Source organism: Streptomyces canarius, from assembly GCF_014650735.1.
GTDB classification, from domain to species: domain Bacteria; phylum Actinomycetota; class Actinomycetes; order Streptomycetales; family Streptomycetaceae; genus Streptomyces; species Streptomyces olivaceoviridis.
This window is the reverse complement of record NZ_BMVN01000010.1, coordinates 144267-168518: the sequence shown is the minus strand read 5'-3', so window position 1 is coordinate 168518 and position 24252 is coordinate 144267. Positions and strand designations below refer to the sequence as shown.

General features: G+C 73.0%; 15 protein-coding genes and 1 pseudogene. 10 read left to right on the top strand and 6 right to left on the bottom strand.

Features of this window, described 5'->3' with window-relative positions:
* Positions 1–3 precede the first annotated feature (3 nt).
* Entirely contained in the window at positions 4–675 is a 672-nt protein-coding gene (gene ribA, locus IE294_RS17190; protein ID WP_189886930.1) for a GTP cyclohydrolase II, read from the bottom strand.
* 38 nt (positions 676–713) lie between these two features.
* Between ribA and IE294_RS17185 the strand changes: the two are divergent.
* Positions 714–1472: pseudogene (locus IE294_RS17185) on the top strand (creatininase family protein); the annotation flags it as partial.
* Here IE294_RS17185 and IE294_RS47620 read toward each other — a convergent pair.
* From IE294_RS47620 to IE294_RS17165, 5 genes are all read right to left on the bottom strand, one after another.
* Positions 1358–2713: a lysylphosphatidylglycerol synthase transmembrane domain-containing protein gene (locus IE294_RS47620; RefSeq protein WP_229917191.1), complete on the bottom strand. Its 1356-nt coding sequence runs from the start codon at positions 2711–2713 to the stop codon at positions 1358–1360. The pseudogene IE294_RS17185 and the gene IE294_RS47620 sit on opposite strands and share 115 nt — an antisense overlap.
* A 29-nt stretch (positions 2714–2742) precedes the next feature.
* Complete coding sequence (locus IE294_RS17180) at positions 2743–3747, bottom strand: methyltransferase domain-containing protein (protein ID WP_189886926.1); 1005 nt, start codon at positions 3745–3747, stop codon at positions 2743–2745.
* 368 nt (positions 3748–4115) lie between these two features.
* On the bottom strand, positions 4116–5297 hold the full coding sequence (locus IE294_RS17175) for a glycosyltransferase family 4 protein (RefSeq protein ID WP_189886924.1): 1182 nt from the start codon (positions 5295–5297) through the stop codon (positions 4116–4118).
* On the bottom strand, positions 5294–5692 hold the full coding sequence (locus tag IE294_RS17170; RefSeq protein ID WP_189886922.1) for a 6-pyruvoyl trahydropterin synthase family protein: 399 nt from the start codon (positions 5690–5692) through the stop codon (positions 5294–5296). Before IE294_RS17170 ends, IE294_RS17175 begins: the two co-directional genes overlap by 4 nt.
* A gap of 109 nt (positions 5693–5801) precedes the next feature.
* On the bottom strand, positions 5802–6791 hold the full coding sequence (locus IE294_RS17165; protein ID WP_189886921.1) for a zinc-dependent alcohol dehydrogenase: 990 nt from the start codon (positions 6789–6791) through the stop codon (positions 5802–5804).
* 107 nt (positions 6792–6898) lie between these two features.
* Between IE294_RS17165 and IE294_RS17160 the strand changes: the two genes are divergently transcribed.
* The 9 genes from IE294_RS17160 (at position 6899) to IE294_RS17120 (ending at position 24250) form a co-directional block, all read left to right on the top strand.
* Positions 6899–7663, top strand: a complete 765-nt coding sequence (locus IE294_RS17160) for a CDP-alcohol phosphatidyltransferase family protein (protein ID WP_189886919.1) — start codon at positions 6899–6901, stop codon at positions 7661–7663.
* A gap of 230 nt (positions 7664–7893) precedes the next feature.
* Positions 7894–10740 carry a type 1 periplasmic-binding domain-containing protein gene (locus IE294_RS17155; RefSeq protein WP_189886917.1) on the top strand — a complete coding sequence of 949 codons (2847 nt, stop codon included), beginning with the start codon at positions 7894–7896 and terminating at the stop codon, positions 10738–10740.
* A 95-nt stretch (positions 10741–10835) separates the two neighbouring features.
* Positions 10836–11459, top strand: a complete 624-nt coding sequence (locus IE294_RS17150; protein WP_189886915.1) for an HD domain-containing protein — start codon at positions 10836–10838, stop codon at positions 11457–11459.
* 94 nt (positions 11460–11553) lie between these two features.
* Complete coding sequence (locus IE294_RS17145) at positions 11554–13752, top strand: N-6 DNA methylase (RefSeq protein WP_189886913.1); 2199 nt, start codon at positions 11554–11556, stop codon at positions 13750–13752.
* A gap of 112 nt (positions 13753–13864) precedes the next feature.
* Positions 13865–15856 carry a type I restriction-modification system subunit M gene (locus IE294_RS17140; RefSeq protein WP_189886910.1) on the top strand — a complete coding sequence of 664 codons (1992 nt, stop codon included), beginning with the start codon at positions 13865–13867 and terminating at the stop codon, positions 15854–15856.
* A complete protein-coding gene (locus IE294_RS17135; RefSeq protein WP_189886908.1) occupies positions 15853–17166 on the top strand; it encodes a restriction endonuclease subunit S in 1314 nt (437 codons plus the stop codon). Before IE294_RS17140 ends, IE294_RS17135 begins: the two co-directional genes overlap by 4 nt.
* Positions 17163–20345 (top strand): type I restriction endonuclease subunit R, encoded by a 3183-nt coding sequence (locus tag IE294_RS17130; RefSeq protein WP_189886906.1) that lies wholly within the window; start codon positions 17163–17165, stop codon positions 20343–20345. Before IE294_RS17135 ends, IE294_RS17130 begins: the two co-directional genes overlap by 4 nt.
* A gap of 92 nt (positions 20346–20437) precedes the next feature.
* Positions 20438–22045, top strand: coding sequence for a serine/threonine-protein kinase (locus IE294_RS17125; RefSeq protein ID WP_189886904.1), 1608 nt, complete (start codon positions 20438–20440; stop codon positions 22043–22045).
* A gap of 48 nt (positions 22046–22093) precedes the next feature.
* A complete protein-coding gene (locus IE294_RS17120) occupies positions 22094–24250 on the top strand; it encodes a UvrD-helicase domain-containing protein (protein ID WP_189886902.1) in 2157 nt (718 codons plus the stop codon).
* The last annotated feature ends 2 nt before the right edge of the window (positions 24251–24252 follow it).

Below are 24252 nucleotides of genomic sequence, written 5' to 3'. Positions count from 1 at the left end.
CGTTCAGGAGCCGTGGGCGACGGCGTCCAGATGGGGCAGGTGGTGGTCCATCCGCTCCCGCTTGGTCCGCAGGTACGTGATGTTGCTCTCGCACGGCTCGATCAGCAGCGGCACCTGCTCGGCGACCTGGACGCCGTGCCGGACCAGCGCCTCCCGCTTGCGCGGGTTGTTGGACATCAGCCGGACCGAGCGCACCCCGAGGTCGCGCAGGATCTCGGCGGCCACGCCGTAGTCGCGGGCGTCGACCGGCAGGCCCAGCGCGAGGTTCGCCTCGACCGTGTCCAGGCCCTCCGCCTGGAGCGCCATCGCGCGCAGCTTGGCGAGCAGACCGATGCCGCGGCCCTCGTGTCCCCTCAAGTAGACGACGATGCCGCTGCCTTCGTCGACCACGGCGCGCATGGCTGCCTCCAGCTGGTCCCCGCACTCGCAGTGCCGGGAGCCGAACGCGTCCCCGGTCAGGCACTCCGAGTGCAGCCGGGTCAGCACGTTCTCGGCGCCGATCTCGCCGTACACCAGGGCCACTTGCTCGTCACCGCGGTCGTGGTCCAGGTAGCCGATCGCCTGGAATTTCCCGTACACGGTGGGCAGCGGTGCATTCACGACGCGTTCCGCGCCGGAACGCAGCGAGGATTTCTTGCCGAGTACGCCGATGTTGTCGCCGGTGTTTTCTGTCATGATCTGATTCCTAAGCAGAGACGAAAGGCCGTGGAAAGATGAGTGGTTCGGGCGCGCGGACGGCGGCGTACGGAGTGGTGAGCGGCGTGGTGCCGACGGACACCACGCAGGACGTACGGACCCGGGGGGCGGGCGTGTCAGCACAGGTCGCCGTCCTTCCCGTCGGGAGCTTCGAACAGCACGGTCCGTTCCTTCCGCTGGCGACGGACACGCTGGTCGCCTGCGCGGTGGCGCGGGAGATCGCCGCCGCGTACCCGGTGCACCTCCTCCCTCCGGTGACGGTCTCCTGCTCGCACGAGCACGCGGCCTGGCCGGGGACCGTCAGCATCTCCGCCGTGACCCTCCACGCGGTGGTCTCGGACATCGCGGCGTCGCTGCGCCGTTCGGGCGTCGACGCGCTGGTCGTCGTCAACGGGCACGGCGGCAACTACGTGCTGGGCAACGTCGTCCAGGAGGCCTCCGCGCGCGGTGAGCGGATGGCGCTGTTCCCGGCCGCCGAGGACTGGGAGGCGGCGCGGGAGCGGGCCGGGGTGGTCACCTCGCTGCTCACCGACATGCACGCGGGAGAAATCGAGACCTCGATTCTGCTGCACGCTCACCCCGAATTCGTCCGCCCTGGTCACGAGTCCGCCGATTTCGTCGCCGACGACCGTCGCCATCTGCTCACCGTGGGAATGTCCGCCTATACCGAATCGGGCGTCATCGGCCGTCCTTCCCTGGGTTCGGCGGAAAAGGGAAAGGAACTGCTGGCGAGCCTGGCGGAATCCTTCGACCCGTGTTTCCGACTGCTCACCTCGGCGCCGGACCGGGACTGACCCCGGCCGGCGGCCCCCTGCCGACCGGGACCCGTGGGGGCGGCCCCGGTCGGCGGGCGGTCGTCGGGGGCGGGGGTGAGGAGCGGTGTGGCGGGCTCGGGGCGCAGGGTCTCGTACCAGCGCCGGAACAGGACCACGACGCCGGGCAGGCTCGCCACGAAGCTCAGCACGCCGTAGACGACGGCGACCGCGACACCGGTGTCCGCCCCGAGCCCCGCCGCGCCGAACGCCCACGCGGTGACGCCCTCGCGGGGGCCGAAGCCGCCGACGTTCAGCGGCAGCCCCATGGCCAGCAGCGCCAGTACCGCGAGCGGCAGCAGCACCGTGACCGGTGCGGCCGAGCCGGCCACCCGGGCCGCCACGACGAACATGACCAGGTGCCCGGCCAGGACGACCGCGGAGGACAGTGCGACACCCGGCCCGCTGCGCCGGGACGCCAGTCCCCGGCGGGCCTCGCCGAGCGTCCGGCGCAGCGCGCCGGGCCGGCGGGCCGGCGGACGGTTCATCCGGAGGGCGAGGACGACGGCCAGCGCGCCGGCCGCGGCCGGCACCGCGAGCGGGGCGAAGCCACGGATGCCGGCGCGCACCGGCGACGGCAGGGTCAGCAGCACCGCCGCGCCCACCACGGCCAGCGCGATCTGCCCCGCGACCCGCTCCAGCACGACCGCCTTCACCCCGCGCCGGACATCCCCCGCGCCCTGCCCGTGCCGGACCGCCCGGTGCACATCGCCCAGGATTCCGCCGGGCAGGGCCGCGTTCAGGAAGAGCGCCCGGTAATAGTCGGCCACGGCCGCTCCCAGCGGCAGCCGCAGCCTGAAGCCCCGGGCCACCAGCTGCCAACGCCACGCGCTGCACACGGTGGTGACCACGCCGATGCCCAGCGTCGCCAGCACCGTCACGGCGTCGATCCGCCGCAGCCCGTCCAGCAGGGCGCCGGTACCGAGCCGCCACAGGAGCGCGGCGAGGATGCCGGCTCCGACGAGGGTGCCGAGGTGGGTGCGGAGGGCCCGGGAGGTGCGGCGCCGGGGGGTGGGGGGCGCCTGCGGGGACGTCACGTCCGCGCGGAGCGCCTGCGTCTGCGTCTGCGTCACGCGCGTGCGCGCGGGAGCCGGGTCGGGTGCCGCGCATGCCGGTTCCGCCGGTGCCGTACGCGCGTACGTGCCCGTGTCCTCCCCCGCCGGTGCCGTACGCGCGTACGTGCCCGTGTCCTCCCCCGCCGGCATCCTCGTGCCCGCCGCCGTCGTCCTCCCGCTCACGCCGCCGCGCCCCTCGGCCGGGGCAGCGCCAGCAGGTCGGTGTGGTGGACGGTGACCCGTAGCGCGCCGGCCGCGCAGGCGGCGAGCCGGGCGCTCAGGTACGCCGCGGCCCGGTCGCCCAGTTCCGGCCGTTGTTCGACGGCGGCGCCCGCCCAGCCGCGCAGCCACTGCTCGGTCAGCGCGGCCTCCTCGGCGCCGAGCCGCCACGGACTCGCGTGCACCCGGACCGTCGCCCCGCGCTCGGCGAACGCCTCGCGGGCCACGGTGACCGCGTCCGGGCCGAGCAGCCCGGCGCGCCGCTGGTGGGCGTTGAACGCCTCGGCGATCTCGGCGTCCAGCGGGTCCTGGGGGGCGAGTTCGACGCGTCCCGCGACGGAGAGGGTGAGCAGCGCCGGGCAGCCGGCGCCCGCGCAGGCGTCCGCCAGGGCCTCGATCTCCGCCCGGGTGAGCACGTCGAGCAACGCGGACGCGGTCACCAGCGAGGCCCCGGTCAGCGCGTCCGGGGTGAGCCGGGCGACGTCACCGCGCCGGGTCTCGACCGTGACCCGGCTGCCGTCGGCGGCGGAGCGCGGGGAGGCCGCGGCGGCGAAGTGCAGCAGGTAGGGATCGCGGTCGTGCAGGATCCAGTGCTGGGCGCCGTCGAGGCGTGGTGCGAGCCAGCGGCCCATCGAGCCGGTGCCGCAGCCCAGGTCGTGCACGACCAGTCCGCCGGACCGGCCCGGCGGGTTGGCGAGCCGGATCCGCAGCGGGTCGAGCAGTTCCTCCGCGCGGGCCGCCGCGTCGGCGCCTTCGCGCAGGTGCAGCCACTCGGGCGCGTAGCGCGGGGGTTCCTCCGGGTCGCCGTCCCGCAGCCGTACGGTGGCCCGGTCGACGGGACGGACTACGGGCCCGGCACCGGCGATGACCGGTCCGGCACCGCGGTCGCCCGCGCTCGGCTCCCCCGCCCCGGGAAAGCCCCCGGAACGCGCGTCCGCGTCCCTCTCCGCACCTACGGTCTCCACGCCCGGTACCTCCTCGCTCCGCGCACGCGCGGCACCCCGTACGGACCCGCCCACCCGGCGTCCGAGCCGAGCCGGCATCAGTCCCCCCGCACCCAGTCGGACGGCCGCCTCAGCATCCCTACGGTCGCCCGCGCTCGGCTCCCCCGCCCCGGGAAAGCCCCCGCCACGCGCGTCCGCGTCCCTCTCCGCACCTACGGTCTCCACGCCCGGTACCTCCTCGCTCCGCGCACGCGCGGCACCCCGTACGGACCCGCCCACCCGGCGTCCGGACCGAGCCGGCATCAGTCCCTCCACACCCGGTCGGACGGCCGCCTCAGCGTCCCTCGGCCCGCCTGTCTCCCCCCGGAAGCCCCTGTCCCGGCGCCCGCTCACGCCGTCCTCCGCGGTGGTTCCGGGAGGCGGCCGAGGACCGCCGCCAGGCTGCGGGCGGTGGTCGCCCAGCCGTCGAGGGCGGCGCGGCGGCCACGGGCCGCGGCCTTGAGGCGGCGGCGCACGTCGGGTTCGCCGAACCAGCCGCGCAGTTCGGCGGCGAGCGCGGCGGGGTCCTCCGGCGGGACGAGGATGCCGGGCACCCCGCCGTCCGGGGCGCGGCCGACCGCCTCGGGCAGTCCGCCGACGTCGGTCGCGAGCACGGGGATGCCCCGGGCGAGAGCCTCGGTGACCGCCATGCCGTAGGTCTCGGCGTAGGAGGTGAGGACCATCAGGTCGGCGGCGGCGTAGGAGGCGTCGAGGCCGGCGCCGGAGCGGGGGCCGGTGAGGTGCAGGCGGTCGGCGAGACCGTACCGGGCGATCAGCTCCCGCAGGTGGGCCACGTACCCGGGGTCGTGGCCGAGGCCGCCGACGCACTCGCAGGTCCACGGCAGGTCCCGGACCGCCGCGAGCGCCTCCACCAGCCGGTGCTGGCCCTTGCGCGGGGTCACGGCGGCCACGCACAGCAGCCGGGAGACTCCGTCGGTGCCGGGGGCGAGGGGCGCGATGTCGGCGCCGGGCGCGGCCACGTGCACCCGGTCGGGGGCGAGTCCGTGGTGGGAGACGAGCCGGCGGACCGCCCAGTCGCTGGTGGCGATCACCGCGGGCACCGCCCGCAGCACCGTCCGCTCGCGCGCGTCCAGGTCGGCGGCGACGGCCGGGTCCAGGCCGGTCTCGTCACCGAGGGGGAGGTGGACGAGGACCGCGAGGCGCAGGCGCCGCCCCTCGGGGACGACGGTCTCCGGGACTCCGCAGGCGACGAGGCCGTCGAGGAGGACGACGGAGTCGTCCGGGAGGTTCCGGAGCGTGCGGGCGAGCGCTTCGCGGGCGGCGGCGTCCGGGCGCGGCCAGGTGCCGGGTACGGCGTGCCGGGTGACCTGCCAGCCGAAGCCGGGCAGGTCCAGGCAGACCCTGCGGTCGTAGGCGTTGCCGCCGCTGGGCGCGGCCGGGTCGTCGACGCCGCCCGGCATCACGAAGTGCACACTGCGCAGGGACATGGGGACGATTCCGGTGTTCGGGGTGGCGCTGGGCTGCGCGGGCAGGTACGCGAGGCGGGCCCGCTCCACGGTCAGGTCGGTCACAGGCCACGCTCGTAACTCGCCCAGGCGATGTGCGACTCGTGGAGCGTGACGGTGATCCCGGCGAGGCCCTTGGCGCCCTCGCCGAGCGCGCCCTTCGCGATCCGCTCGGCGAGCCGGTCGGCGACGACCTTGGCCAGGAACTCGGTGGAGGTGTTGACGCCGGCGAACTCGGGCTCGTCGTCCAGGTTCCGGTAGTTCAGCTCCGCGGTGACGGTGCGCAGTTCCCGCGTGGCCAGGCCGATGTCGACCACGATGCCGTCCTCGTCCAGCTGCTCGCGGCGGAACGTCGCGTCCACGAGGAACGTGGCGCCGTGCAGGCGCTGCGCGGGGCCGAAGACCTCGCCGTGGAAGCTGTGGGCGATCATGATGTGATCGCGGACGGTGATGCTGAACAACGGACGACCCTCCCGGTGCGGCGCGTCTGGTCCCCCGCCTGGCCCGCCGGGGGATGCCGTGTAGTACGGCTCCTCGCTTCCCCGTGTTCAGCCGCCTCTCACCCTTTTCTCAGGTCAGGCCGGTCTCCGTGTAGCGGATCCGGTGGCACAGGGCGGGGATCCCACCGGACGCCAGCTGGGGCATGACGTGCGGGAGTTCCTCGAAAGCGCTCTCCCCGGTGATGAGCGCGTCCAGCGCCGGGTCGGCGAGCAGGTCCAAGGCGAGCGCCATCCGGTCGGCGTAGGTACGGCCGGACCGGGCGGCCGGGGAGACGGTGCCGACCTGGCTGCCGCGCACGGTGAGCCGGCGGGAGTGGAAGGCCTCGCCGAGCGGCAGCGTCACCTGCCGGTCGCCGTACCAGCTCAGTTCCACGACCGTGCCCTCGGGGGCGAGGAGTTGCAGGGCCCGGGTGAGGCCGGCCTCGGTGGCGCTGGCGTGGACGACGAGGTCGCAGTCGCCGAGGGCGTCGGCCGGCGTGGCGAAGTCGACGCCGAGCGCCTCGGCGGTCTTGGCGCGGGCCGGGTCGGCGTCCACCAACTGGAGGCGGACGCCCGGGAAGCGGGCGAGCAGCGCGGCGACCGAGCAGCCGACCATGCCGCCACCGACGACCGCGATCCGGTCGCCGAGCAGCGGTGTCGCGTCCCACACGGCGTTGACGGCGGTCTCGACGGTCCCGGCGAGCACGGCCCGCCCGGCCGGCACCCGCTCGGGCACGACGGTGACGGCGCTCACCGGAACGACGTAACGGCTCTGGTGCGGGTAGAGGCAGAAGACGGTACGGCCGACCAGCGCGGCCGGGCCCTCCTCGACCACGCCGACGCTGAGGTAGCCGTACTTCACCGGCGCCGGGAAGTCGCCCTCCTGGAACGGTGCCCGCATCACGGTGTGCTGGCTCTCCGGCACGCCGCCCCGGAAGACGAGGGTCTCCGTGCCCCGGCTGACTCCGGAGTACAGGGCCCGTACCAGGACCTCGTCCTCGGCGGGGGCCGCGAGGGTGACGTCGCGCAGCTCCCCGTGGCCGGGCGAGCGGAGCCAGAACGCGCGGGCCGAGTGGTTCATCGGCATCCTCCTGAACGATCGGGAAGTTGTTCACGTACCGAGTTGTGCACAGGCCGCGCACAGTACGCGGCGTTGATCGACTCTGTCACTCGGCCGGAGGGTGTGCGGTGGCCCTGAACAACACGTATGACGCGAGGCTCCAGCAGGAGACCGCTGTGGGAGCGGGCGTGCAGATCCTGCTGCTGGCCCTGCTCGGCCCGGCGGTCGGCATGGGGCCGGCCGGCTGGCTGACGGGGCTCGCCTTCGCGTTCGCCACCTGGGCGGTCCTCTCCCGTGCCGTGCACCGCTCCCGGCTGCGCTCCTTCGGCCCCGCGAACCGGGTCACGCTGGGCCGGACCACCCTGGTCGGCGGGGTGACCGCGCTGGTCGCGGACTCCTTCGAGAGCGCGCCGCCGGTGACGCTGCTGGTCGCGCTGACCGCCGTGGCGCTGCTGCTGGACGGCGTGGACGGCAAGGTCGCCCGCCGCACCGGCACCTCCTCCGCGCTCGGCGCGCGCTTCGACATGGAGGTCGACGCGTTCCTGATCCTGGTGCTGAGCGTGTACGTCTCGACGCGGTTGGGGCCGTGGGTCCTCCTGATCGGCGGCATGCGCTACGCGTTCGTCGCCGCGGCCCGCTTCGCTCCCTGGCTGACGGCCCCGCTGCCGCCGTCGTTCGCCCGCAAGGCCGTGGCGGCGATCCAGGGGATCTGCCTGCTCCTCGCGGGCTCGGAGCTGCTGCCGGCCCCGGCCGGCCTCGCCGTCGTCCTGCTGGCGCTGGGTTCGCTGGTGTGGTCCTTCGGACGGGACGTGCTGTGGCTGTGGCGGAACGCGCGGGCGGTGCGCCCGGCGCCGGCGCGGCCGGTACGGGAACTGGTGCCGTCGGGCCGCTGACGGCACCCGGCACCGCCTGCCGGCCGACGCCGGCGGGGACCGCCCCTCGGTGAAGAGGCACAGCCCCCCACCGTGCCACCGCCCGCGCGGCGTTCCGCCCGGCGCGGTTGTCACTGGTGAGCGATATGCTCGAAGGCGCTTGTGACACATGTGTCTTCAGACCACGGGGGGTGTCCATGCACGGCCGTGACCACGGCTTCCTTCAGGACTGCCCGGGTGATCACCCGGGCATGTCGACCGAGGCCGGAATCGACGTCCAGCGGCAGCTGGAGTCCCTGATCCAGGACTTCCGGACGAGCGATCGCCCGATGCCGGTCATCGTGCTGCACGCCGAGGACGCAGCGGACGACGACCGCGTCATCGAACTCGTCGACGAACTGCGCGAAGGACAGCAGCGCCACGGGACGCGCCTGGCCGTCGCCCCGACCGAGCCGCAGCCGGGGGACGTCGACCCCCTGGCCAGGGCCACGCGGCTGCTGTGGGACCTCGGCGACCCCAGGAAGTGGGGCGGCCGGTCCGCCGCCTACCGGCCCTACGCCTTTCCGCGCCTCAACCTCGTCCGCGCCCTCCAGGAGGCCACCGACGCCCCGGAGATGCGCGAGCACTGGCCGACCGCACCCGCCGGCACACCGGACGGCAACGCGCAGCGGGAGCAGGCCCAGACGCACCTGCTGCGCATCCTGGCCCGGCAGCGCTGGCGGCCCCGCAGGCCCTCGCGCTGGCACCGGCAGTTACTCCTCAACGACGTGCAGCAGTTCCTGCCCATGGGCATCCTGGGCGCGTTCACCGCGCTGCTCACCCGCCCCGAGTGGTACGTCGCCGCTCTGGCGGGCATCGGACTGATGATCCTGCTCGCCGGCCTCAACCACGTCCCCGGGCGCGCTCCCCTCTTCCTGTGGCTGCGCACGGAGAGCCGGTGGTTCCTGACCACGACGTTCCTCCAGTCCGCGGCCCGCCGCCAGTCGACCAGCGTGCGGCTGCTGCGGCCCGTCCACTCCTGGAGGGCCATAGCGGCCCGCGCCTACGACGTGGCCGAGGCGATGCGGGAGGGCGGCCCGTTCCCGCTCCAGCTGTACGTGCTGGCGCTGTTCGAGGACCTGCGGGACAACCACCGGCGCGGCAGCTGGGACCTGCGGGGCCTGAAGCGGACGCGTCCGCCCGTGCTGTTCCTGCGCCGGATCAGCCGGGAGAACGGCGGCGTCGAACTGATCAGGGCGGTGAGCGACGTCCGCAGCCGGCGCAGTGAGCTCGATCCGCTGCTGATCGTGGCGGGCGTGGCGGCGGGCGACGCGGCGCTGCTCGACCGCGGCACGGACGCGGAACCACCGGCCGGCCGGCCGCAGCCCGCGCCCTGGCGCCTCCAGCAGCGGTTGCGGCACTGGTACGACGAGTGGGCGGGGAACCTCCGGGCCGACCAGTCGCCGAGCCGCACGAACGCCCTGCCCTGGGTGCTCAGGGCGCCGCTGCCCCGCGACGAGCTGGTGCAGTTGCGGCAGACGGACTGGCGGTGCGTGCGGGCCAGGCACCGGCCGCCCCTCGCCCGCGTGGTGTGGTCGGCGTACAGCCTGGTCCTGGTCCTCGTCCTCGCCGGCACCGCGGGTGTCGTCCACTCCCTCGACCTGCACCGCGCGTACTGCTCGGCGGGCCTGGTGAGCGCCGATCGCGACACCGTACGGCGTCCCGCGCCCGGCGGCGGCACGGAGTGCGTCGGCATAGCCACCGGAGACGTCCGGTTCGGCGCGTACCTCGTGGGCGGAGCCCACGGGGAGGGCAAGCGGATGCGTGAGCTGGAGGACCTGGTGCGCGCCGAGAACGCCGACGTGCTGCACCAGCACCCCGGCACGTACGTCACCGTGGTGTACGCGGGCCCGCTGAGCTCCTCCGCGACGGACTCCTCCCTCGTCAAGGGCGCCGAGGAACTGGCCGGCGTGTACCTCGCCCAGCGCGTGGTCAATGCGAACTACACGGTGAAACTCCGGGTGCTGCTCGCCAACGCGGGTGTGGACATGGGGCAGCAGCGCGTGGCGGCGGACGCGATCGCCCGGTACGCCGACCGCGACCCGACCGTCGTCGGCGTGGTCGGCTTCGGACGTGACCTGCAAAGCAGCACCTACGTCACGCGCCGGCTCCACGAGGTGGGACTGCCCATCGTCTCCGGCACCAACTCGGCAACCTACCTGCCGAAGCGGTTCTCCAACTGGTTCAGCCTCGCGGCTCCCGACGAGCACCAGGCGGAGGCGCTCGGCATCGTCGCCCGGCAACTGCGCGCCCGGGAGAAGGACCCGTACGCGCTGGTGCTGGCCCGCGACACCAAGGATTCGCAAGACCGCTACACCAGCGAACAGGCCGCCTACGGCGGGAAGATGCTGCTCCGGGAACGGTTCCGGCTGCTGCCCGAGGAGCGCTACCGGGTGGCGAACGGCAAGCCCGAGCTGCGGCTGCTCGCGGGGAGCATCTGCCGGGCGGAGAGCGTCCCCTCGGTGATCTACTTCGCCGGACGGGTCGAGGACATCGGTCCGCTGATGACCCAGCTGGGCACCGAACCGGGCTGCGCGGACCGGGAGATCTCCATCCTCACCGGCGACGACCTGAGCAAGGCCAGGTTCTCCGGCACGGGCGGCCGCGACGGCGTGGCCCCGCGGATCACGCTCTACCACACCGCCCTGGCCGAGCTGAGGGAGGCCGCGTCCACGACCGCCTTCTACGAGGACGCCGCCAAGTACCTCCCCTGGCTGGACGGCAAGGAGGTCGCGTACGACTCCACCGACCTCGCCAGCGGCCAGACGGCCCTCGCCCACGACGCCACGCGTGCGCTGTACTGGGCGGCCAGCCTCGGCGATGTGCGCCAGAGCCGCGCGGCGACCTGGGTGAACCTCAGGGGCGTGAAGCTCGACGGGATGGCCACCGGGACGATCGACTTCACCGACGCGCCGCTGTACGGCGAACGGCGCGGCCACAGCATCGTGATCAAGCGGGTCCGCAGGACGTCCAGGGGCGTCTCGGAGACGGAGGTGCTGTGCAGCAGACCGGCCGGCAGCGCCAAGCCGCTCAGTGTGAAGGAGTGCTCGATCGGATGACCGGACGGGGTCCGGGCCAAGGCCGCACCGGCCCGGCCCGGACCCGGGCGGGAGGGCCGTACGGACCGCTCCACGGCGGTTGTTAGGCTCGCCGGATGAGCATTCCGGGACCCGACGAGATCCGTGCGCTGCACGAGAAGTACGCGCCCACCGCCGAGGCGTTCGCCCTCGTCCACACGCACTGCGAGATCGTCTGGAGCATCGCCCGGCAGCTCCTGTCCGCCCCGCGCCTGCGCCACCTCGACGCCGACCTCGTGCGCGCCGGCTGCCTCCTCCACGACATCGGCGTCTACCGCCTCTACGACGCCGACGGACGGCTGGACCACGCGCGGTACATCCGGCACGGACTGCTCGGCCACGAGATCCTGGAGCAGGAGGGCTTCCCGGAGCCGCTGCGCCGGTTCTGCTCCCACCACACCGGAGTCGGTCTCACCCGGCACGACGTCCTGAGCCAGGGCCTCCCGCTGCCTCCCGCCGACTACCTGGCGGTGACGGAGGAGGAGCGGCTGGTGATGTACGCGGACAAGTTCCACACCAAGTCCCGCCCGTCGGCGTTCCTCACCGCCGACGAGTACGCCGCCCACGTCCGCCGCTTCGGCGAGGACAAGGTCACCGCGTTCCAGGCCCTGCGGGCGGAGTTCGGCGAACCGGACCTGTCGGGTCCGGTGCCGTGCGGCGGCACCGGACCCGCCGCCGGCGTCCTCGGCCGCTCCGAGTAGCAGCCACACCAGGGAGCTTGAAAGCACCGTCAAACACGTTGACGGATTTGACGAGTGCTGTAGGTTGTGGACCGTCCGCAACCGAGAGGCCGCCATGCCACCGTCGTCCGCCCAGGTCACCGCCGCCGAGATCTCCCGCATCGCGGGAGTCACCCGCGCGACGGTGAGCAACTGGCGCCGTCGGTACGAGGACTTCCCCGATCCGTCCGGCGGCACGGAGAGCAGCCCGCTGTACGACCTGGAGGCCGTGCGTGCCTGGCTGGCCTCGCGCGGGCACGCCTCGGCGGCGACCCCGTCGGAGGAGCTGCGCACCGTCCTGCGCCTGCGCGCGCAGAGCGGCGGCGGCACGCCCGAGGGCCTGCTGCTCCTCGTCCTCGCCGCGGCGGGCCGCTCGGCGGAGGAGCTGACGGCGGCCACGCGGTCGCCGGACGCGGACCTCGCCGCCCGCGCGCAGCGGGACGCGGCGTCCGCTTCCGGCGCCGTGCCGGCCGCGGAGGCGGTCCGCTTCGAGGCGGACGACGCCGCGGTGCTGCGCGCCCTGTACACGTGTGTACGCGACGAGGGCGGACAGACCGCGCTCGGCGTGCTCGCGGAACGGGAGCTGGAGGACAGTGCCGCGTCCGGCACGTACCGGACCCCCGTGCCGCTGGCGGACCTGCTCGTCCGTCTGGTTCCCGGCTCCCCGGCCCGCGTCCTGGACCCTGCCTGCGGCAGCGGCACGCTGCTGACGGCCGCCGCCCGCCGGGGGGCGCGCGAACTGTACGGACAGGACGCGCTCGTCGTGCAGGCCCGGCGCAGCGCCGTGAGCCTGATGCTGACTGCTCCGGACGCCGCGGTCACCGTGCGCGCCGCCGACAGCCTCCGCGCGGACGCCTTCCCCGGCCTGGCCGCCGACGCGGTGCTGTGCAACCCGCCGTACGGCGTCCGCGACTGGGGCCACGACGAGCTGGCGTACGACCCGCGCTGGGCGTACGGCGTCCCGGCCCGCGCGGAGTCGGAGCTGGCGTGGGTCCAGCACGCGCTCGCCCACCTGGCACCAGGCGGTCACGCGGTCCTGCTCCTGCCGCCCGCCACGGCCGGCCGCGCGTCGGGGCGCCGCGTACGGGCCGAGCTGGTCCGCAGCGGGGCGCTGCGCGCGGTCGTCGCGCTGCCGGTGGGTGCGTCGGCGCCGCTGCACATCGGCCTTCAGGTCTGGGTGCTCCGGCGGCCCGAACCGGGCGGCCCCGAGCGCCGGTCGGTGCTGTTCGTGGACACCGCGGCGGACCCGGCGACGGCCGCCGGACGCGGCGGGACGGCGGTGACCGCGAGGACGCGGGGCGGGAGCCGGTCCGCGTCCCTGGACTGGGAGAGGATCACGGCGCGCGCTCTGGACGCCTGGCGGGCGTTCGCCAAGAGCCCCGACACGTTCGAGGGCGAACCCGGCGTGGCGCGCGCGGTCGGCGTGGTGGACCTGCTGGACGACGTGGTGGACCTGACCCCGGCGCGGCTGGTGCGGGCGTCACGGGCCGAGGTGGACCCGGCGGAACTGTCCGTCGGGGTCGACACCGCACGACAGAACCTCGTGCGGGCCGCGAAGTCCCTCGCACGGACGGCGGGCGACGAGAGCTGGAGTGCCGCGGGCCCCACGGCCCGCGAGTGGCGGACGGCGACGGCCTCCGACCTCGCGCGCGGTGGGGCGCTCACCCTGCTGCGGACCCAGCCCGACAGCGCGCGCACCCGGGCGCAGGCCGCGGACGGCGGGACCGGCGGGGGCGGGGGGACCGCGACACGGTCGGTGCTGACCAGCTCGGACATCGCGACCGGTTCAGGGCCGACGGCGGACCCGGTGGGACCGTACGACGACACGGCACCCGTGATCGCGGTCGGGGACGTCCTCGTCCGGGCGGTCGCGAGCGCGGACGGCCCGATGGTCCGGGTCGCGGGCGGGGCGGACGCCGGGGCACTGCTCGGCCACCACGTCCACCTCTTCCGGCCGGACCCGGCACGTCTGGACGCCTGGTTCCTCGCGGGGTTCCTGGGCGCCGAGGAGAACATCGCGGGCGCGTCGACGGGCAGCACGATCCTGACGGTCAGCCCCGGCCGGCTGCGCGTGCCCCTGCTGCCGCTGGAGGAGCAGCGGCGGTACGGGGAGGCGTTCCGGCACGTGCACGAGCTGCGGGCGCAGGCGCGGCGGGCGACGCGGCTGGCGGAGGAGACCGCACGGCTGCTCGCGGGCGGGCTCACGGGCGGGCAGTTGCTGCCGTCGCGGGAGGCGGCGGAGGCGGGCGGCCGGGGTGGCGATTCGCCCCGTTAGGCACGCCCTCACACAGGGACCACACTTGTCGGACCGTCCCGGCAGGCCGATCGACTCGGCCCGCCCGCGGGCGGTGGGGTCGGGACATCGCGGAAGGAATCCGGGGATCCAGTTGAACATCGGTAAGCACACGGAGTTGGCGAACCACGCGTGGTCCGTCGCCGATCTCCTGCGGGGGGACTACAGGCAGTCGGACTACGGCAAGGTCATCCTGCCGTTCACGGTGCTGCGGCGCCTCGAGTGCGTGCTGGACCCGACCCGTGAGAAGGTCGCGGAGCTGGCGGAGCAGCACAGGGACAGCGGGATCGACCCGGACCGCTTCCTGCGCCGTGCCTCGGGCCACTCCTTCTACAACACCTCCCGACTGACGCTGCGGAAGATCGCGGCGGACCCGCAGAACGCGGCGGGGAACCTCCAGGTGTACGTGGGGGCCTTCTCGGACAACGCGCGGGGTGTGCTGGACCGCTTCGAGTTCGCCCAGCAGATCAAGCGGCTGGACGGCGCCGGGCTGCTCTACCAGGTCATCGGCAAGTTCACGGACCTGGACCTGCGGCCCGAGGTCGTGCCCAACCACAACATGGGCTACATCTTCGAGGAGCTGATCCGCCGCTTCGCCGAGCAGTCCAACGAGACGGCCGGTGAGCACTTCACCCCGCGTGAGGTCATCCAGCTCATGGTGCGGCTGCTGGTCGCCCCGGACGGCGACGCGTTGCAGCTGCCGGGTGCGGTGCGCACGGTGCTCGACCCGGCCTGCGGTACGGGCGGCATGCTCTCCGCGATGGACGACACCATCAAGGAGCTCAACCCGGACGCCACGGTGGAGGTGTACGGGCAGGAGCTCAACCCCGAGTCCTGGGCCATCTGCCGGTCCGACCTCATGATCAAGGGGCAGGACCCGGAGAACATCGCCTTCGGCAACTCCTTCTCCGACGACGGTCACGCCCGCAAGACCTTCGACTACATGCTCGCCAACCCGCCGTTCGGGGTGGAGTGGAAGAAGGTCAAGGAGGAGGTGGAGCACGAGCACAAGGCGCTGGGCGAGGCCGGCCGCTTCGGCGCGGGACTGCCGCGCATCAACGACGGCTCGCTGCTGTTCCTCCAGCACATGGTCTCGAAGATGAAGCCGGTGGACGTGAACGGCGGGGGCGGCTCGCGCCTGGCGATCGTCTTCAACGGCTCGCCGCTCTTCACGGGCGCGGCGGGATCGGGTGAGTCGGAGATCCGCCGCTGGATCCTGGAGAACGACTGGCTGGAGGGCATCGTCGCCCTGCCGGACCAGCTCTTCTACAACACGGGCATCGCGACGTACTTCTGGATCCTGACCAACCGCAAGAACCCGGACCACAAGGGCAGGGTCGTGCTGCTGGACGCCCGCGACCAGTGGCAGAAGATGCGCAAGTCGCTGGGCGACAAGCGCAAGGAGCTGGGCAGGGACCACATCGCCACGGTGGTCAGGCTGTACGGCGAGGCCCTGGCCGTGGTGGACGACCCGGAGCACCCGCTGCACGGCAAGGTGCGGGTCTTCTCCAACGAGGACTTCGGCTACCGGCGGATCACCGTGGAGCGCCCGCTGAAGCTGCGGTTCGAGGTGACGGAGGAGACGCCGGCGGCGCTGGAGACGTCCAGGGCGATCCAGCGGCTGCCGCAGGCTCCGGCGCTGGCCGACGCCATCAAGTCCCTGACGGGCACGGGCTGGAGCACGAAGCAGGATGCCTGGCTCGCGCTGAAGGACGCGGTGGTGCGGGCCGGCGGGACGTGGCCGACGGGGGCGCCGTTCAACAAGGCGCTGCGGGACCTGATCGGGGTGCGGGACCCGGAGGGCGAGGTACAGCTCGTCAAGGGCGCGCCGGAGCCGGACCCGGAACTGCGGGACTACGAGAACGTACCGCTGGGCGAGGACGTCGAGGAGTACCTGGCCCGCGAGGTGCACCCGCACGTGCCGGACGCGTGGATCGACCACGACAAGACGAAGGTCGGGTACGAGATCCCGTTCACGCGGCACTTCTACGTGTACGAGCCGCCGCGGTCGCTGGCCGAGATCGACGCGGATCTCAAGGCGCTGGAGGCCGAGATCCAGGAACTGCTGGGGGAGGTCACGGAATGACGCACGCCCGGCTTCCGTACGGTGGCGGTGCCACGCCGGACACCTGGGACGTCGTCCCGCTGAGGTACCTGGCCACGCTCACGAACGGCTACGTGTTCAACTCCGCGGACCGCTCCGACGAGGGCACCCCCATCGTCCGGATCGAGAACCTGAACGGGTCGCCCCACTTCAACCGCTCCGCCCTGTCCCTGCCCGACAAGTACCGCGTGGAGGCGGGAGACCTGCTGTTCTCCTGGTCCGGGAACCCCGGGACCTCGTTCGGCCCGTACCTGTGGGCCGCACCCGGGAAGCACTACCTGAACCAGCACATCTTCAAGGTCGGGGTCCACGGCTGTGACCCGCGATGGCTCTACTGGGCCCTCAAGGCGGCCACGCACTGGATCGAGCGCCGGCTCACCAGCGGCATGATCGGCATGGTGCACGTCACGAAGGAGGACCTCGCCGGGGTTCCGATCCCGGTCCCGCCCAGGGAAGCGCAGATCCGCATCGCCGACTACCTTGATGCCGAGACCGGTCGCATCGACACGCTCGAACGCGTCCTACGGCGCGAACTGGACCTTCTCGCGGAGCGTCGTTCGGCGGGTGTGGTGGCGGCCGTGTCCGGCAGTGCGCACGATCACCGCCGGACGTCGACGCTGCCCTGGCTCGACACCGTCCCCGCTGCCTGGCAGGAGGTGCGCCTGGGGTTGCTGGCTCGTATGGGCAGTGGCCACACCCCCAGCCGCTCCCATCCGGAATGGTGGACCGACTGCACCATCCCGTGGATCACCACGGGCGAGGTCAAGCAGGTACGGGACGACCGCGTCGAGGACGTCCACGAGACCCGGGAGAAGATCAGTGAACTCGGACTCGCCCATTCGGCGGCCGAGTTGCACCCGAAGGGGACCGTGTTCCTGTGCCGCACGGCCTCGGCCGGCTATTCGGGGGTCATGGGCCTCGACATGGCCACGAGTCAGGACTTCGTGACGTGGACCTGTGGACCCCGCCTGGTCCCGCACTACCTGTTGTGGTGCCTCAGGGCCATGCGGCCTGATCTTCTGGGGCGCCTGGCCATGGGGTCCACCCACAAGACGATCTACGTTCCCGACCTCCAGATGCTGCGCGTCCCGTTGCCGCCCGTCGAGGAACAGGAGCGGATCGTCCGGGAGATCCGCCGGCGGAACTCCCGGTTCGACGCGCTCACCGACCGGGTGCGACGCCAGCAGGAACTCCTCAGGGAGCGCCGCCAGTCCCTCGTCACCGCCGCCGTGACCGGCCAGTTCGACGTGTCCGCCGCCGGCCGCACCGCAACCGCAGGAGTGGCCGCATGAGCCCCGTGCACGACGAGTCCTCCTTCGGATCGGCCATCGTCGCCGCCCTGTGCGAGCGCGGCTGGCGGGAGGCGGACCCCGGGGACTACCGGGCCGACCTCGGGCTCGACACCGACGAGTTGTTCGCCTTCATCGACGAGACACAACCCGACGAGTGGAGCGAGCTGCTCACCGTCTACGGGGGTGACTCCCACGAGGCCCGGCGCGGCTTCGCGCGGCGTCTGGACCGGGCCATCGCCGACGACGGCCTCCTCCGCGTCCTCCGCAACGGCGTCAAGGACCGCGGCGTGCGGTTCCGCGTCGCCCACTTCAAGCCCAACCTCATCTCCGCCGACTCCGTCCTCGACGGCTACCGCGCCAACCGCCTCACCGTCGTCCGGGAACTCCCCTACGCCACCAAGCAGGCCGACCGGGGCCACCGTCTCGACCTGGCCCTGTTCCTCAACGGCATCCCGGTGGCCACGGCCGAGCTGAAGAACCCGCTCACCGGTCAGGGCGTCGAGCAGGCCAAGGAGCAGTACCGGACCGACCGCGACCCGACCGAGCTGATCTTCACGCGGCGGGTCGTCGCGAACTTCGCCGTCGACCCGGACCTGGTCTTCGTCGCCACCCGGCTGCGCGGCAGGGGCACCCGGTTCCTGCCCTTCAACACCGGCTCGAACGGTCCGGGCCGGCCCGGCGGGGCCGGGAATCCGGCGCCCACGGCCCACGGCACGTACGCCACCTCCTACCTGTGGGAGCAGGTCTGGCAGCGTGACAACTGGCTCGACCTCCTCCAGCGCTTCGTGCACCAGCAGAAGCACAGGACGCCCGGCGGCGGCACCACCAGGACGACGGTCTTCCCCCGCTTCCACCAGTGGGACGTCGTCCGGAAGCTCACCGCGCACGCGGCCACCCACGGCGCCGGCCAGAACTACCTGATCATGGCCTCCGCCGGCTCCGGCAAGTCGAACACCATCGGCTGGCTGTCCCACCGGCTCAGCGACCTGCACGCCGGCACCGACCCGGCCGCCCTCGACCCCGAGGCCGTCGCCGACCAGCGCATCACGCCGGGCGAGCCCGTCTTCGACAAGGTCATCGTCATCACCGACCGGCGCAACCTGGACGCGCAGCTCCGGGAGACCGTCGGCAGCTTCTCGCAGACCGACGGCCTGGTCGTGAAGGTCGACGAGAAGCACGGGGCGAAGAGCGAACAGCTCGCCCGCGCCCTGTCCCGGGACACCGGCAAGATCGTCACCGTCACCCTGCACTCGTTCCCGGCGCTGCTGGACTACATCAAGCGCAACCCCACCGAGATCAAGGGCACCCGCTTCGCGATCGTCGTGGACGAGGCGCACTCCTCCCAGTCGGGCGACGCGGCCACCGCCGTGAAGTCCGCCCTGCGCGACCTCGGCCTGGACGCCGACTCGGACGACGAGGGCGCGACCACGCTCACCGTGGACGACAAGCTGAAGGCGAAGGCGGTCGCACGCTCCCGCGCCGCCAACCTCTCCTACTTCGCCTTCACCGCCACGCCCAAGGCGAAGACGCTCGAACTCTTCGGCACGCGGGACGTGGAGGACGGCAAGGCGGTCTACCGCCCCTTCCACACCTACTCCATGCGCCAGGCCGTCGAGGAGGGCTTCATCCTCGACCCGCTGCGCAACTACGTCACGTACACCACCTACTGGAAGCTCGCGAACCTCAACCACGACGAGAAGGAGGTCGACCCCTCCCGGGCGAACAGCCTGCTCGCCCGGTTCGCGCTCATGCACGAGCACACGGTGTCCCAGCACGCCCAGGTGATCGTCGAGCACTTCGTCGCCCATACCCGCGGCCGGCTCGGCGGGCGCGCCAAGGCCATGGTGGTCACGGCGTCCCGCCACTCCGCCGTACAGACGGCCCGCGCCATCCGCAGCTACATCGCCGACCGCGGGTACGACTCCGCGTACCCGGACCTCGGTGTCCTGGTCGCCTTCTCCGGGTCCCTCACCATCGACGGCGAGGAGACCACCGAGAGCAAGGAGAACGGCGGTCTCCCCGAGAGCGCGCTGCCGAAGGCGTTCGGCTACACCCGCGCCGACGACAAGGCCGCGAAGGCCGGCGGCACGGGGCAGCGGGAGTACCGGATCCTCGTCGTCGCCGAGAAGTACCAGACCGGCTTCGACCAGCCGCTGCTGACGACGATGTACGTCAACAAGACACTGACCGGCATCGCCGCCGTGCAGACCCTCTCCCGCCTCAACCGCACCGCCGAGCGCAAGTCGCAGGCCGACCTCGCCGTCCTGGACTTCGTCAACGAGGCCGAGGACATCCGGGACGCCTTCCGCCCGTACTTCGAGGAGGCGCACACCCTGCCCTCCGATCCGAACCTGCTCTACACGGCCCAGAGCCGCGTCATGTCCGCCCCGGTCGTCTCCGAGCAGGACATGGACGCGTTCGTCGCCGCGTACTTCGAGGCGCGGGAGAAGGCCGGCGGCTCGCAGTCCACGTGGGAGAAGCTGCACGCCGAGCTGTACCGGCTGCTCTCCCCCGCGGTCACCCGGTTCACCGCGCTGCTGGACAGCCAGGAGGAGGACGACGTCGAGACGGCCGAGGAGTTCCGGGCCCATCTCCACGACTACGTCCGCAAGTACGGATTCCTCGCGCAGATCGTCCCGTACCACGACCCCGAGTTGGAGCGGCTGTACCTGTACGGACGGCACCTGCTCAACCGCCTGCCGCGCCGCGCGGACGGCGGGGTCGACATAGGCGAGGTGGACCTCAGTCACCTGCGGGTCGAGAAGACCGGCGAGGTCGACGTGTCGCTCCGCGCCGACGGGCCCGCCGAGCTCAAGGGCTTCGGCGACGGGGCGGGCGGCGCCGGGGACCCGGAGACGTCCCTGCTGTCCGAGCTGATCGAGAGGTTCAACGCCAGGTTCGGTACGGAGTTCACCGCGCAGGACGTCCTCCCGGCGTTCAACGCCACCAAGGAGGACCCGAAGGTGCGGGCCGCCGCCCTCGTCAACGACGAGGAGAACTTCGGCATCGTCTTCGACAAGAAGTTCGAGGAGAACATGATGGACCACGTCTCCACGATCGACACGCTCGGCAAGCGGTACTTCGGGACGGACCGGGACTTCAAGTCCGGCCTCGACCGCAGCGCCCGCCGGGCGGCCTGGCGGATGATCCGCCGGGAAGCGGGCCTGGAGGACATCTGACGGCGCTGGACGGACGGATCCCCCGCCCGCGAAACTGATCACCAAACCACATCGAAAGATCACTTCGGACACTCGACGGGGGCGGGGACCAGGTGCCGGACGTACGGCGGATCGCGGAACGGTACGAGCTGCTGGAGCGCTTCAGCCATGGCGGGATGGGGGACGTCTGGCGCGGCTACGACGCCGTGCTGGACCGGCCGGTCGCCGTGAAGCTGATCCGGCCGCAGGCCGTGACGTCGCCGCACTTGGCCCAGGAGCTGGAGAAGCGGTTCCGCCGGGAGGCGAGGATCACCGCGCGGATCCGGCACCCGGGCGTGCCACAGGTGTACGACGCGGTGCTCGGGGAGTCGTACGAGCAGCTGTTCCTGGTGATGGAACTGGTCGACGGCGTGCCGCTGACCGCGTACGCGCACCCGGACCGGCCGCTCCCGGTCAGCTGGGCGGTGGCCGTCGCGGCGCAGGTGGCGACCGTGCTGTCGTACGCGCACGACGTGCCGGTGGTGCACCGCGACCTCAAGCCGGGCAACGTCCTCGTCGCCCGGGACGGCACGGTGAAGGTGCTGGACTTCGGCATCGCGGCGATCCTGCGGACGGACGTCACCAAGCTGACCTCGACGGGCAACCCCCTCGGGACGCACCAGTACATGGCCCCGGAACAGGTGCGCGGCGGACGGGTCACGCCCCGCACCGACCTGTACGCACTGGGCTGCGTGCTGCACGAACTGCTCTGTGGCCGGCCGCTGTTCCAGGGGGACAGCGAGTGGCAGCTGATGACCCAGCACGTAGGCGCGGCCCCGACGCCGCTGCGGCGGCTGCGGGCCGACGTACCGGCGGCCTTGGAGGAGCTCGTGCTGCACCTGCTCCGCAAGGCACCCGAGGCGCGTCCGGCGGACGTGCAGGAGGTGTACGAGCGACTGCTGCCCTTCCTGCCGCTTCCCGGCGACGGCCCCGTGCCACGAGAGGCGGGGCCGGCCGGGGCGCCCGACCCGACCGGGATCTTCCGCCACCCCTGCGCGCCCCGCTCGCGGACCGGCGCCGAGGACGGCTGGCGGCCCGCCGCACCCGCCGCCGGTCCGGACGCGCCACCCCTCGTCCCGGCCGCCGAGCGCGAGGCGCTGCGGGAGCGGATCCGTGAGGTCCACGCGCACTACGTGGCCCTGATGGAGGAGGAGCGGTACGCGCAGGCCGCCGAGGTGGTGGGCGAGATGACCGAGCCGGCCGCGCGAGCCCTCGGATCGCAGAGCAAGGCGGTCCTGAGGTTGCGCACGTGGCGGGCGGTGAGCCGTCAGCTGGCGGGCGACCACCGGGCCGCGCTGCCGGAGTTCGAGGCGCTCGCCGACGCCTACGAGCGGGTGAGCGGCCAGAGCAGTGAGGAGGCGCTGGAGTGCCGGGCCCAGGCGGCGCGCTGCCGCGGTGAGCTCGGTCAGGTGACCGAGGCGCTCGCCGGGCTGCACGGCGTGCTCGACGCCGTCCGCGCCATCGAGGGCGACGTCAGCGAGAGCGCGGTGGAGCTGCGCCGCGACATCGGCATGCTGCTGCTCGCGCAGGGACGGGCCGCCGACGCGTTCGACGTCCTGGAGCCGCTGCACGCCGATCTGTGCGTGGTGTTCGGTCCCGGCGACGAACTGACCGCCGAGGTGGCCGAGACCCTGGCCGTGATCCGGCTGGATCTCGATGGCGGTTCCCGTTCCACCCCCTGACCTGGCCTTCTCCCGCACGGCAGCCCGCGCGGGCACTAGGATTCCCGCATGCCGCAGCTCGCCTTCGACATCGGCTTCTTCGCCGAGCTCCCCAAGCTTCAGCCCCCGGTCAGGAAGGGCGTGCTGGACGCCTGGGAGAAGTTCGGCCGGCTCACCCTCGACCAGCTCTTCAAGGACCCGGGGCTGAAGCTGGAGAGCCTGACGAACGCGCGGGACAGGCAGATCCGGACCATCCGTATCGACCAGTTCTGGCGCGGTGTGGTCCTCGCCCCGGCCACCGGGGACACCTTCGTCCTGCTGCGGGTCATGCAGCACGACAAGGCCATCGCCTGGGCGAAGAAGCAGAGGTCCAGCATCAACGAGGTGACGCGGGCCGTCGAGATCCGGGACGCGGCGACCCTGGACGAGCTCACGCCGGCGTACGAGCGGGTGGCCGAGACCTCGCCGAAGGAGCGGCTGTTCGGGAAGTTCTCCGACGGGGACCTGAAGGCGCTCGGCATCGACGAGGAGACGCTGCGGCAGGCCCGGTCGCTGGTCGACCAGGAGCAGCTTGAGGTCTTCGCGCCGCTGCTGCCGCAGGACCAGCGCGAGGTGCTCCAGTACCTCGCCGCGGGCTGCACGGTGGAGGAGGTCTGGCAGGACATCGTGGCGCCCGCGCTCCAGGCGTCGGCACAGCCGGTGGACACCCGGGACTTCGAGACGGCGATCCGGCACAGCCGGGCCCGCATCGCGCTGGTCACGGCGTCCGAGGAGCTGCGGGACATCCTGGAGAAGCCGTTCGCGGCCTGGCGGGTCTTCCTGCACCCCTCCCAGCGGAAGGTGGCCTACCGGGCGTCCTACGCGGGGCCCGCCCAGGTCACCGGCGGGCCGGGCACCGGCAAGACCGTCGTCGCCCTGCACCGGGTCAAGCACCTGCTCGGGTACCTGCGCGACGGCGACCGCATCCTGCTCACCACCTACACCAACGCCCTCGTCAACGCGCTCCGTTCGGGCCTGGACTCCCTGGTGGACGATCCGGGGCTGCGGGAGCGGGTGGACATCTCGACGGTGGACGGCCTCGCCGGCCGTGTCGTCGCCGAGGCGCCGGGGGCGGTGACGCTGCGGCCACTGCCGGACAACGAGGAGGAGAGCCGCTGGCGCGAGGCCGCGGAGGCGACGGGCTTCACCGGCAGCGCGCGGTTCCTCGCCCAGGAGTACCGGCACGTCGTCCTGGCCCAGGACATCAGGACCCTGGCCGCTTACCAGGCGGCGGACCGGCGGGGTCGCGGGAGCCGGCTCGCGGCGGCCGAGCGGCCGTTGGTCTGGCGGACCGTCGAGCGGTTCACGGCCGGCCTCGCGGCGGACGGGTGCCGCACCTGGCTCCAGACGTGCGCGGAGGCGGCGCGGCTGCTGGCGGAGACGGGGCCGCGGTACCGGCACGTCGTGGTGGACGAGGCGCAGGACCTGCACCCGGTGCAGTGGCGGCTGCTGCGCGCCGCCGCCCCCGCCCGTCCGGACGACCTGTTCATCGCGGGCGACCCGCACCAGCGCATCTACGACTCCAAGGTGTCCCTCAAGTCGCTCGGGATCAAGGTGACCGGGCGGTCGGTGAAGCTGCGCAAGAACTACCGCAGCACGCAGGAGATCCTGCGCTGGTCCACGGCACTGCTGATCGGCCGCCCGATCGCCCAGCTGGAGGACGAGAACCGCAACGAGACCCTGCTCGGCTACCGTTCCGCCCTCCACGGCGACGGGCCCACCGTGCACGCGGCGGAGTCGGAGGAGGCCGAGCTGGACGCGCTGGTCGCCCGGGTGCGGGCGTGGCTGGACGCGGGTGTCGGCGCCGGGGAGATCGGGGTCAGCGCCCGCTTCAACAAGACGTGCGCGAAAGCGGTGGCGCGCCTGAGGGACGCCGGTGTCCCGGCCGCCACCCTGCGCACCGCCGGCGCCGCCACCGGGGACGCCCCGACCGTGCGGGTCGGGACCATGCACTCGTTCAAGGGCCTGGAGTTCCGCTGCGTCGCGGTCATCGGCGCCCACGACGACGCGCTGCCGTTCCCGAGGGCGGTCACCCCGCCGGAGGTGGACGCCCAGCAGCACGAGACGGACCTGATGTCCGAACGCTGCCTGCTCTTCGTCGCCTGCACCCGGGCCCGCGACAGCCTGTACGTCTCCTGGTCGGGCAAGCCCAGCCGGTTCCTGACGGAGGCGGGCGTGCGAAGCTGACC

Excerpts from the sequence above, each read along its gene's own strand:
- IE294_RS17155 (WP_189886917.1), top strand. The coding sequence starts at position 7,894 with ATGTCGACCGAGGCCGGAATCGACGTCCAGCGGCAGCTGGAGTCCCTG.
- IE294_RS17120 (WP_189886902.1), top strand. The coding sequence starts at position 22,094 with ATGCCGCAGCTCGCCTTCGACATCGGCTTCTTCGCCGAGCTCCCCAAG.
- IE294_RS17135 (WP_189886908.1), top strand. The coding sequence starts at position 15,853 with ATGACGCACGCCCGGCTTCCGTACGGTGGCGGTGCCACGCCGGACACC.
- IE294_RS17165 (WP_189886921.1), bottom strand. The coding sequence starts at position 6,791 with ATGAACCACTCGGCCCGCGCGTTCTGGCTCCGCTCGCCCGGCCACGGG.
- IE294_RS17150 (WP_189886915.1), top strand. The coding sequence starts at position 10,836 with ATGAGCATTCCGGGACCCGACGAGATCCGTGCGCTGCACGAGAAGTAC.
- IE294_RS17145 (WP_189886913.1), top strand. The coding sequence starts at position 11,554 with ATGCCACCGTCGTCCGCCCAGGTCACCGCCGCCGAGATCTCCCGCATC.
- IE294_RS47620 (WP_229917191.1), bottom strand. The coding sequence starts at position 2,713 with ATGCCGGCGGGGGAGGACACGGGCACGTACGCGCGTACGGCACCGGCG.
- ribA (WP_189886930.1), bottom strand. The coding sequence starts at position 675 with ATGACAGAAAACACCGGCGACAACATCGGCGTACTCGGCAAGAAATCC.
- IE294_RS17130 (WP_189886906.1), top strand. The coding sequence starts at position 17,163 with ATGAGCCCCGTGCACGACGAGTCCTCCTTCGGATCGGCCATCGTCGCC.